Origin of the sequence: Xenorhabdus sp. TH1 (genome assembly GCF_037260955.1) — a bacterium.
GTDB lineage: Bacteria > Pseudomonadota > Gammaproteobacteria > Enterobacterales > Enterobacteriaceae > Xenorhabdus > Xenorhabdus griffiniae.
On sequence record NZ_CP147734.1, the window covers coordinates 3,266,081 to 3,277,533 of the forward strand.

9 protein-coding genes and 1 CRISPR repeat array are annotated in these 11,453 nt (G+C 42.5%); of the genes, 5 read left to right on the forward strand and 4 right to left on the reverse strand.

Annotated elements, in window-relative coordinates; genetic code table 11:
- Nucleotides 1-90 precede the first annotated feature (90 nt).
- The 3 genes from WDV74_RS14225 to WDV74_RS14235 are packed head-to-tail and all read left to right on the forward strand — an operon-like array spanning nucleotide 91 to nucleotide 3,824.
- Nucleotides 91-1,512, forward strand: a complete 1,422-nt coding sequence (locus WDV74_RS14225) for an MBOAT family O-acyltransferase (protein ID WP_338883450.1) — start codon at nucleotides 91-93, stop codon at nucleotides 1,510-1,512.
- Nucleotides 1,499-2,635 carry an SGNH family hydrolase gene (locus WDV74_RS14230; RefSeq protein WP_338883451.1) on the forward strand — a complete coding sequence of 379 codons (1,137 nt, stop codon included), beginning with the start codon at nucleotides 1,499-1,501 and terminating at the stop codon, nucleotides 2,633-2,635. The genes WDV74_RS14225 and WDV74_RS14230 overlap by 14 nt, the downstream gene beginning before the upstream one ends.
- Nucleotides 2,622-3,824, forward strand: coding sequence for an SGNH/GDSL hydrolase family protein (locus WDV74_RS14235; RefSeq protein ID WP_338883452.1), 1,203 nt, complete (start codon nucleotides 2,622-2,624; stop codon nucleotides 3,822-3,824). Before WDV74_RS14230 ends, WDV74_RS14235 begins: the two co-directional genes overlap by 14 nt.
- Nucleotides 3,825-4,066: 242 nt before the next feature.
- Here the strand turns inward: WDV74_RS14235 and gntU are convergent, their stop codons facing one another.
- The 4 genes from gntU to WDV74_RS14255 all read right to left on the reverse strand — a co-directional run bounded on the left by gntU (nucleotide 4,067) and on the right by WDV74_RS14255 (nucleotide 10,005).
- The gene (gene gntU / locus WDV74_RS14240; protein ID WP_338883453.1) at nucleotides 4,067-5,404 is read right to left on the reverse strand and encodes a gluconate transporter; all 1,338 of its coding nucleotides are present in this window, start codon (nucleotides 5,402-5,404) and stop codon (nucleotides 4,067-4,069) included.
- Complete coding sequence (gene gntK / locus WDV74_RS14245; protein WP_338883454.1) at nucleotides 5,401-5,958, reverse strand: gluconokinase; 558 nt, start codon at nucleotides 5,956-5,958, stop codon at nucleotides 5,401-5,403. The genes gntU and gntK overlap by 4 nt, the downstream gene beginning before the upstream one ends.
- 216 nt (nucleotides 5,959-6,174) lie before the next feature.
- Nucleotides 6,175-7,170 carry a gluconate operon transcriptional repressor GntR gene (gene gntR / locus WDV74_RS14250; RefSeq protein WP_338883456.1) on the reverse strand — a complete coding sequence of 332 codons (996 nt, stop codon included), beginning with the start codon at nucleotides 7,168-7,170 and terminating at the stop codon, nucleotides 6,175-6,177.
- A gap of 540 nt (nucleotides 7,171-7,710) precedes the next feature.
- Nucleotides 7,711-9,632: a CRISPR direct-repeat array (repeat unit 29 nt; unit sequence GTGTTCCCCGTGAGTACGGGGATAAACCG).
- Between the two features lie 175 nt (nucleotides 9,633-9,807).
- Nucleotides 9,808-10,005, reverse strand: a complete 198-nt coding sequence (locus WDV74_RS14255) for a type II toxin-antitoxin system PemK/MazF family toxin (RefSeq protein ID WP_338885620.1) — start codon at nucleotides 10,003-10,005, stop codon at nucleotides 9,808-9,810.
- A 528-nt stretch (nucleotides 10,006-10,533) separates the two neighbouring features.
- On the opposite strand from WDV74_RS14255, the gene WDV74_RS14260 reads away from it, so the two are divergent.
- Nucleotides 10,534-10,845, forward strand: coding sequence for a transposase (locus WDV74_RS14260; RefSeq protein ID WP_338883457.1), 312 nt, complete (start codon nucleotides 10,534-10,536; stop codon nucleotides 10,843-10,845).
- A gap of 159 nt (nucleotides 10,846-11,004) precedes the next feature.
- Nucleotides 11,005-11,403 carry a VOC family protein gene (locus WDV74_RS14265; protein ID WP_338885621.1) on the forward strand — a complete coding sequence of 133 codons (399 nt, stop codon included), beginning with the start codon at nucleotides 11,005-11,007 and terminating at the stop codon, nucleotides 11,401-11,403.
- Nucleotides 11,404-11,453: the final 50 nt, after the last annotated feature.

The following is an 11,453-nucleotide window of genomic DNA, read 5'->3' on the forward strand; positions in this document are numbered from 1 at the left end:
TCTACTATAAACATCGGCAAATTCCATACTATAATGCAGGCCAGAATTATATTCTTTCTCCCAACGATAAATGGTTAACCAGAGCCTAATATGAATTTCTTCTCTTTTGAGTTCCTTGGATCGTTTGTTATTCTGCTGGTTGTCTATTGGCTTTTACAAAAAGCGCCCAGGTTACAGAATGGCGTGTTAATTTTAGCGAGTTATTTATTTGCATTCTCTTTTGCAGCAAAGTTCGCCTATATTTTATTCGCCTATACCCTGTTTATTTACTTTTTGACAAATATTATTAGTCGTTATTTATCCAACAAAGTCATATTCACTCTACTAGCATTCGGGATCTTTGGCTGTTTCACTGTTTTCAAATATTACTCTTTCTTTCAGGAATCGATTCAACAAGTATTGGCTAATATTGGGATCAACATGGAACTCCCTGTCCTTGAATTGCTAATGCCGCTAGGCCTGTCATTCTATGCATTCCATTCGGTCAGCTATGTTGTATCAGTATGCAAAAAAGAGCTACCGGCAGCCCCATTGCCTGATGTCATTTTGTATCTTTGCTTTTTTCCCTGCATTGTCGCCGGACCGATTAATCGAGCCAAAGATTTTCTGCCACAGATTCAAGCAAAATCCAGAATGGTGTTGGAACCATTGAAGGCGCTATTATTGATTGCTCTCGCCATCACAAAACTCTTTTTGCTCAGTTCGACGCTCTCTGAATATCTTGTGAATCCCGTTTTTGAAGATCCAATCAGCCATCATGCGGGGCAAATCCTTGTAGCAATTTATGCTTATGCCTGGAATATCTACTTTAATTTTTCCGGCTATACCGATCTTGTCACAGGTATCGCCTTATTATTGGGCTACAAATTGCCACGCAATTTTGATGCCCCTTATCTGGCTGAGAACTTACAGATATTTTGGCGACGCTGGCATATCAGCCTGTCAACATTTATCCGTGATTATGTCTACATTCCATTAGGTGGTAACAAAAAAGGCATATTCCGTAAGAACCTGAATATGTTCACCGCTATGGTCATTTCTGGTCTATGGCATGGTGCCGGTCTTAGTTTTATTATCTGGGGTGCCATTCATGGATTGGGATTAATTCTACAAAATATTAAAAATTCCCTGCTCCCTGTGTCAAAGAAACCGGGGGAACCACAAACCAAAAGTCCGATTGCATTATTTCTATCTCGTGTGGTGACATTCCACTTTGTTTGCTTCGCATGGATTTTTTTCCGTTGTCCGACATTTCATGATGCACTAACAGTATTAAATCAACTGTTCTCAGGCGAAACATTTGCATCCCTATTATCCAGCAGTTATCTATTAATGACTTTCTGGGGATTTTTTATTATCTATCCCTGGTTAGTGAATTTTAGAAACAAAATTGAAAAAAATTATTGTTTGATTTCTTGGGTTTATTACCCCATTCCCTTAGCCTTAATCCTTACTTTAGTATTTATTTTGTCACCTTCAGGAATGCCAGGATTTATCTATGCCAACTTCTGAATTTAAATCTAATCTGAAAACAGTCGGACAAGTGATTTGTACCGTGACATTAACCAGCTTAATGTTAATTTGGCTTAATCAAGGATCGTTAGATAATTTCTGGCAACAGAAATATCACCGCAATAGTCCCTGGACATTTCTCAAAGGAGAACCCTGGTGGGATTTGGGGAATAATGTGCAGCAAGGAGCCATTGCTGCCAGTAAAATTTTTATAGCACATGCACAGGGCAAATATCAGAATACCCCGTCGTCAGCCATGAATATTGATAACCGGCAGACAGTACTTCCCTCTGATTTTCAGGTTGGATTACGTTTTCTGGGAGGTTACGTCTATCCGATCGAAAATCTCTCTCTCAACTTTCCTGAACTACTGAACAAAAATATTAAACTCGTTCAGCCTTCTTTACCGTCAAATAGTTCAGTAGAAAATCCGATTGTTGACATTGCCCAGAAAACCCATGTTAGTTTGGGCATAAAAGATAAGGTGTTATTTGCCGGTGATTCAATGATGCAGGGCGTGGCCCCACATTTAAAACGTCGACTTTTTCAGCAATATGGCATTTCCAGTATTAACTTAAGTAAACAAAGTACAGGGTTGTCTTATCCTGGTTTCTTTGATTGGCCAAAAACGATTAGCGATGCATTGAAGACTCATCCTGACATTAAGTTGGTAATGATATTTTTAGGTCCAAATGATCCATGGGATATTCCTTCAGGACACGGAGGCCCTTATTTGAGATTCGCCAGTGAAAACTGGGAGGATCTTTATCGCCAAAGAATTGAGTCCATCTTAAATGACGCTCGCCAACATCAGGCTGATGTTATTTGGGTTGGACCACCGAATATGCGCCAGAAAAAACTTTCCAACGGGATGTCTTACCTCAATAAATTGTATCAAACTGAAGTAGAAAAAAAGGGGGAGATCTATGTTTCGGTTAATAATATATTCAAATATCAGTCAGATAATTATTCAGACTATATTGGCGATGGCAGCAACACCATCAAACTCCGCAGCGGAGACGGTATTCACTTCAGTTTGAAAGGGCAACAAACCATCGCGGATTATCTCTATTCATTGATCATATTTACTCAGGAGCCAATTAAAGAAAATGCAACCATCTAGCATATTCCGTGGATTTTATCGGATAGTGGATGCAGGTCTAACTATCGCGCTCTCAATCAGCCTATTATCGTGCCAAGGAGAAAAATCCAAACCTGCATCGGGACAAACACACATACATCGTCAACAACAATTGACGAATTTTGGTGATCCCAATTTCGCGCTATTAACAGATAAATTACGTCACAGCGATACTCGCCAACTCCATTTTGTACAATTAGGTGATTCACACACGGCTGCCGATTTCTTTACCGGTAAGTTGCGCAGTTTATTACAGAATCATTATGGTGACGCAGGGCCAGGTTTTATTCCTCCAATGAGCATTCCTGGTCAACGTAACGCCTTAATACAATTCTCTGAGGATAAAACCGGTTGGTGGCTTTCAAGCAGCCGCAAGGAAAATCGGGCGGATTATCCATTGGGTGGGTTTATCGTCATTCCCGAAAGTGCCCGGAGTGCGATACAAATCAAGTCTTCCTCTGCTCGTGGCGAATACTGGTTGAGTACACTCTATCAATCCCATACAGCGACTCAAATCAAAATGCCATTTACCACCATAGAGTTACCCGCAACACAAAGTGAATGGCATTTCTCACCAGAACAGAGCGTCAGTTTCCCCATCAATCTCTATCCACAGGATACACAATTGAAAATCGGCGGCTGGCTGATAAAACGTCGAACCCCTGGCGTTATGTTATCTGCATTGGGGATTAATGGCGCCACTATTAATATGCTAGACAAATGGCAACCGCAATGGGTTGATACGCTGGCACAGATGGAACCGGATATGATCTTTCTCGCCTATGGCACCAATGAAGCCTTTAACGATTCACTGGATTTAGTTGCTTATCAGAAGAATTTAACAGCTAAAATACAAGAGATCCGCAGAGCCATACCGCAAGCCGTTATCCTGCTGATTGGGCCGAATGATTCGCTAAAAAATAAAACTGCGGCAAGCTGTGAAGAGCAGCAACCTGCCTTGCTTGATCATGTGATTCAGATCCAACAAACCGTTGCCAAACAACAGCACACCCTGTTTTGGGATTGGCGGGAATATATGGGGGGACCATGTTCGATCAGAGGATGGGAACAGCAAAACCTCGCACGTCCTGATTACATTCACCTCTCCGCTACCGGTTATGAACACAGTGCTGAAGCGCTTTATACACAGTTTATGGCATTGATTGAATAATTAAAGTGCCCTATGTAAGTCGTAACAGTTTTTAAATAAAGCGGTTATACCAATCTCCCTGCGTAGCGGGAGATATAAAACGCATCTTGAAAAGCGATTGGTATATTAGTGATTGCGGTTGGTAAGCGAGCAGGAAATAAGATTTATTTAGCAGCTAATGAACGTGGATAACACGGGGAATCGTGTAAAACAGCACCTTATGATGGATAAGGTGCCATGAAAAATCGCTTAAAAAGGCTTCATCACAACATAGCGAAATAGATCATACCAACCATCGCACCGGTTGTGCCGAGAATAGTTTCCATTACCGTCCAAGTTTTTAGGGTTTGTGCTTCTGTCGCACCAGTAAACTTACCGAACAGCCAGAAACCAGAATCGTTCACATGGCTAAGAACCAAAGAGCCACCGGCAATACATACTGACAACGCGGCCATTTGCGCACCGGAATAACCTAACTCGCCAATCACTGGCAGAACCAATCCTACCGTGGTCAAACATGCGACAGTTGCCGAACCTTGAATCACACGCACGGCTCCCGACAAAATAAAACACGCCAACGCGATTGGCAGGCCGGCACCGACCAACGCATTACCCAATGCTGGCCCAACACCTGAATCCACCAGCACTTGTTTGAATACACCCCCTGCACCTGTCACCAGCAGAATAATTCCCGCAGGTTGAATCGCCGCAGAGCAGACCTCCATAACTTTCTCTTTGCTCATACCACGACGGATCGCCAGCCCGTAAATCGCCACCAGGCAGGCAAGCAAAATTGCAATGAAAGGATGACCAAGAAATTCCAGCCAATGATATAGCGTTGATTGCTGATCAACAAAACGGGCACCAATAGTTTTCAAGCCCACCAGTATCAATGGGAATAATACCAATGCCAAGCTGAAGGCAAAGGAAGGCATCTGACCTTTGCCAATACTTGGTGTCCCTAGATCTTTGGGTAAATCCAGTGTCACATATTTGCTGATAAAATTACCGTATATCGGGCCAGCCAATAACATGCCGGGAATGGCGGCACTCAGGCCAATCAATATCATCCAGCCAAAATCGGCTCCCATCTGGGAAGCCAGCATCATTGGCACTGGCCCCGGAACCAAAAATGCGGCCGCCGCCGCAACACCTGCGAACAATGGAATCGCCAGTTTCACGACATTGCCATTGGTACGACGCGCAACGGCAAATACCACGCCAATCAATAACACAACCGCCACATCAAAAAACAGAGGTAATGCACAGACAAGTCCGGCAACACCCAATGCATAGTTAGCCCGCTTTTCACCAAAGCTACCCAATAGTTTTACGGCAATCTGGTCAAGGGCTCCCGTTTCATGCAAGATCTTGCCAAACATTGCGCCAAGAGCCACAACAATGGCAAGAAAACCCAAAGTGCCCGCCATGCCGTCCTGCATTGTCTGGGTGATTTTCTCCAGTGGCATACCAGAAAAAATTCCTGCCCCCACGGAAACCATCATCAAGGCAATAAAAGCATGTAACCTGGCTTTCATCACCAAAAACAATAATAAGAGAACAGAACCGACAGCTGTCAGAACCAGAGTTACAGTACTCATGAACATCCCTCACTAATACGGTTAATAGATTGGATATGGTCAATAGCTTTAATCGCATTTTTGATGACTTCATCAAGATCAGGTTTGATATCAATGTGATGGACATCTTTTTCATCACCGGTCGGCTCTTCCAATGTCTCAAATTGAGAGATGAGCATTTGTGGCTTGAAGAAATGTCCCTTTCGTGCTTTCAGGCGGCCTTCGATTAAATCAAGCTCCCCTTTCATATAGAGAAACGACAGATTTTGATTGCCATCACGTAACATATCCCGATAGCTTTTTTTCAAGGCAGAACACACGAGCAGGGAGATAGGGTTGGTACGCTGCATGGCAAAAATGGCGTCATTGAGTGCTTTCAACCATGGCCTGCGATCATCATCATTCAAAGCGTGGCCTTGTGCCATTTTTGTAATATTGGCACGGGGATGAAGGAAGTCCCCATCCAGAAATGCAGCCCCTAGTTTACGGGCAACACCACTGGCAACTGCGGACTTACCACTGCCGGATACCCCCATCAATACAAAAACATGGTTTGGTTGTTGGGTATCACTCATATCAAACTCCTTTACACAAATCTTACTTCTTGTATGTATTTGATTTATATTAAAAATTAGCAGATGAATATTACACGTTTTTGTTACCGGTAACTTATTACCGGTAACATTACCAACAGAGCAGGATAATAAGCAATCAAACAGGATCATCAAAAAAGGAAAATGTGAGGCTTATCGCAATTGAAAATGGGAAAGCATCATTTTGAGCTACAAAAATTAAACACTTTCACCCAATGAAAGAGTAAACCCAACATCGATCAAAGTTTGTTTCAGTTTCTCCCCTCTCAAACGAGCAAGCAAAGATTCTGCCGCCTTGCGTCCCATTAAGTCACGAGGTGTCAGTACACTGGCAAGTTTGGGAGTCATTACCTGGCCGACATCATGACCATGAAAACCAGCTATCGCAATCTCTTCCGGTACTTTGATCCCCTGTCGTTGGCACTCGAAAATTGCTCCGATGGCGATATCATCATTCGTACAAAACAGGCCATCAATTTCGGTATATTTCTGACAGGATTCCTGCAAAAGCTGCGCGCCTAATGAATAGGAAGAGCTAACTGGTGTCATCATTTTTCTCGGTTGTAGCCCAGCATTAAACATTGCCATTTCAAACCCTTGCAAACGGATCATCGTTCGTTCATCCTGCCGTGCACCGAGATAAATAATGTTTTTGCAGCCGCGTTCGATCATCGCCATCGTCATCTGACGAGCTGCTGCAAAATTATCGATTCCTACTGCAATATCAAGGCAAGGCGATACACTGTCCATCAATTCGACCACGGGTATACCTACTGTTTGCAACACCTTTAACGTTTTGGGGGTATGCGTGCGTTCAGCCAGAATCAGACCATCAATATTGTAAGCAAGCAGGGAGAGCAAACGTTCTTCTTCTTTCTGGGCAGAATAGCCATAGTGGGCGAGCATGGTTTGATATCCATTGCGATCAGTCACATTCTCGATACCACGAATAACTTCAGCGAAGACCTGATTGGTCAAAGAAGGAAGCAAAACACCTATTGCACGACTGGTGGAATTGGAAAGAATATCGGGTACGCGGTTGGGGATATAACCGAGTTGCTCCACCGCTTCCGCTATTCGTTTTCCCAACGCTTCAGAAACCTGATCGGGATTGCGTAAAAAACGGCTGACCGTCATTTTTGTGACCCCAACGAGGTCGGCAACATCTTGTAAAGCTGGGCGTTTTTTCTTCATTTTCAGTATAGTGCAAGATCAGTTATTGATAGGTACAGAGGAATAACTTGCGGTTTTAACATATTTATACAGCATTACAACACGCTTTCTGGTGAAAAATGCCAATATACTCGCATCTTGTTCAGCAGTAATTGCTGAAATTGTGATGGCTTACGCGCGTTTGAGTAAATATTCCAGCAGACTTAAAAAATGATCTCACCGGGTTAGCCAATACCGCTACTCCTACTCTTCAGTTTCCGGCTGCGTACACAACAACCAGCATTCTAATGAATCTCCCCATCGTTCAACACACAATAGAACAGTTTTCATGACCTTATTTTCTTTACCATTAAATTAATGCAACTCTCATTTTGTTATTGTTGTGACGGAAATCTCATAAATTGATAAATAAGAGTTAAAAATATGAATTAAATGCGATCTACATTACAGATGGTAAATCATAAAAATGAAAGGAAAAATTTGGCTGACTTTATAGGCTAAAAAAATGGTAGAATTTTTCGGTCCTAAAAAGATTTTATAAAACAGATGGATAAAATTAGAGTGTTCCCCGTGAGTACGGGGATAAACCGGAGGTGATTTATGATTAACAATAAATCGGTAGGTGTTCCCCGTGAGTACGGGGATAAACCGGCATTGCCGAAGACCAGATAATCCAGCACATAGTGTTCCCCGTGAGTACGGGGATAAACCGGCGTAACGGGGATCTTATCGCTTGATGCCACCGTGTTCCCCGTGAGTACGGGGATAAACCGGCATAGATTTTCTCATCATTAGGCGTGTTCATGTGTTCCCCGTGAGTACGGGGATAAACCGCATTGATAATGTCAAAGTACTGGAACGCATTCGTGTTCCCCGTGAGTACGGGGATAAACCGTTTCTCGATTGTTTCGATACGATGGAGGAAGCGTGTTCCCCGTGAGTACGGGGATAAACCGGGACTAGAAGTACCTTGGCAATTTTCTTCACTGTGTTCCCCGTGAGTACGGGGATAAACCGACAGCGGAGACAGCATAATGCGTGATAGTGATGTGTTCCCCGTGAGTACGGGGATAAACCGGCATTGATCCGCTGGAAACCCTCGTCTTATTGGTGTTCCCCGTGAGTACGGGGATAAACCGGAGTCAAATTGTTTGACTTGTTGATTTAATTGGTGTTCCCCGTGAGTACGGGGATAAACCGGCGGCGATCAGGCTGGGGAGTACATTACGAAAGTGTTCCCCGTGAGTACGGGGATAAACCGTTAAGAGCGACCATCAAGCAACGAGACAGGTGGTGTTCCCCGTGAGTACGGGGATAAACCGGATTCAATGTCTGACCATTTAATCCCCGAAGAGTGTTCCCCGTGAGTACGGGGATAAACCGTCTGTTGCTCTGCCATCGCGAACGGTACTAGAGTGTTCCCCGTGAGTACGGGGATAAACCGCAGGACGACTGCGTCACCGCATCACGTTACAGGTGTTCCCCGTGAGTACGGGGATAAACCGTATTCTTCAAATGTTTTTTGGTGATAATCCGCGTGTTCCCCGTGAGTACGGGGATAAACCGTAATTGTAGATCAAATTTCGAAACTTAAATTGGTGTTCCCCGTGAGTACGGGGATAAACCGTTATTATTTACTGATGGGTTAGGGTTTATTTTCGTGTTCCCCGTGAGTACGGGGATAAACCGTGTCCAGTGCCTGAAACCACTACCACCTCCGGCGTGTTCCCCGTGAGTACGGGGATAAACCGGATATCAAGGGGAAGAATTTACCTACCCACCGGTGTTCCCCGTGAGTACGGGGATAAACCGCAATGTTCCGCGTTCACGGGGATTATCCCACCGTGTTCCCCGTGAGTACGGGGATAAACCGTTAGAGCCTGACCGATTGTATTACGGTTATCGGTGTTCCCCGTGAGTACGGGGATAAACCAGAAGCGCATTCCGTCGTGCGGCATTATGATGAGTGTTCCCCGTGAGTACGGGGATAAACCGCATACACCATTATGGATGTGAATGTTTTTAATGTGTTCCCCGTGAGTACGGGGATAAACCGGCATGGAATCACATCCCGCTTCTCTGTTGGGAGTGTTCCCCGTGAGTACGGGGATAAACCGCCGTCTTTGCGGATGAGAGTGATGATGTCGTTGTGTTCCCCGTGAGTACGGGGATAAACCGTCGGCCAACTGGCTGTTAGATGTTTCAATATCGTGTTCCCCGTGAGTACGGGGATAAACCGAAAATCCTGATTTATGGGGACACAAGGCATTTGTGTTCCCCGTAAGTACGGGGATAAACCGCGCCGCAATAATCTCAGAGTTCATTGAGCGTCGTGTTCCCCGTGAGTACGGGGATAAACCGGAAAACGCTTTTTGTCTCAGGATGTAATACAGGTGTTCCCCGTGAGTACGGGGATAAACCGATTTTTTCCAGTATTGAATTTTTTTCTCGTTTATGTTCCCCGTGAGTACGGGGATAAACCGGGATATCCGCGTCGCTCGCAGGGGGTCAGTTTTTGTTCCCCGTAAGTCAGGGAATTCTTATTATGAAATAATAACCTTAGTTGGCTCGGTTACTTTATCGATAATATCTTGAGGCACTTTCTCAATAAATTTAACTTAAAAATTTGACCTTATGGATAAGAATTGCACCTTAGGTCTATAATTCTTTGGGTAAGACGACTTCTAACATCATTCCCCTTACGGTACTGGTAATGGGAACCACAACAGCAAATCCGGTATGCTCGTTAAACATCTTTCGAGAGATCACAAATGCAGGGCAGCATTTCATAATTTCCTTCCCTGCGTTCGGATCAAAATTCAATGAAACAATGTCTCCTTTGTCGGGTATGTACATCAAATCACTTCCTTACTAACAGGATTAGCATTGATCCATTCTCTATCCTCATCTGTTAACGTGAAACATTCTTTAGGGCTTCCGGCTAACTTTTACATTATGAGACTAAATCATAAACACAATAGAGACGTAATTATGATGACTTGCTACACTTCAAATCACTGCTTCTGGCAAACATAGTGAAGATAACCATCAAGAATGTATTTGTCTTAAGAAAAGTGAAAAATAGAAATGATCACGGTTTCGCGATGTGAATACTTTTCCCCGTGAGTACGGAGATAAACCTTTATTATCTTTATTTTTATGATTTTCCAATTTATGTTCCCCGTAGATACGGGGATAGACACTTACTTGGATAACAAAATCATACACTTTAAAGATTTGAAAAATTGATGATCCTCATCCTTATTTTTATAAGTTATTATCTTTCCTTTTTTGATTAATTGTTGTTAAAACTTGACGTGCAATGAATACGATCTACTCTTTACGATAATCGAATATAAAATTCCCCATGAGAGGCCATCAATAATGAAACATTATTCGCCTGAACAGAAACGTGCTATCCAAGAAAAAATGTTACCACCTCATAACGTCAGTGTTTCTTTCCTCGCTAAAACAAATGGAATCCCTAAAAGTACATTGTATGATTGGCGAAAAAAGTCACGAAAAGAAACCTATCAATATAAGACATTATCAGATAAGTCCATTCAGAAACTATTACAGGATAACTATAAAGAGAACCATCAAAATTTAGCTCATTATGATGCTATAGAATTTCCATCACTAACTGTTCACATAATCCTGAATGTGATCAATATTCCATATAAGATAAAATGTTAGTGATAAAATAATATAAAATAGGTTAAATTCTCCAAATCCGTTGTTAATACAGTTGATTTAACTAATTTTTTAAGTAGTTCGCTATTTTAAAATAATATAATCACCCAGGAAAACACTTTGAACGCTAATAATGCAACAGAAATAACTTACTGGAATCGTATGGTACCAGAACTTACCGTGACCAACTTTGCGGCTTCACTTGAGTTCTATCAAAAAATATTAGGGTTCGAAATATTAATTCGTCGAGAAAATCCTGATTTTGTTTATTTAGGATTAGGTGAAGCACAATTAATGCTGGAAGTATTTAATGACGATGGTTGGAATACCGGAGAACTTAATAGACCATTAGGGCGTGGTATTAATTTTCAAATTGAAGTCGATGACATTATGTCAATCCTGGAAAACCTGAAAATTAACGAAATCGAACTTTATCGACCACTGGAAGATAATTATTATTGCATAGGTGATACCACAATCTGTCAGAGGGAATTTCTCGTTCAAGATCCAGATGGTTATTTACTTCGATTTAGCCAATATATAGAAAATGCAGAAGATTAATGACACACCATTAATATAGGCAAGTTATAATTTTATTTACTCATGAGAGC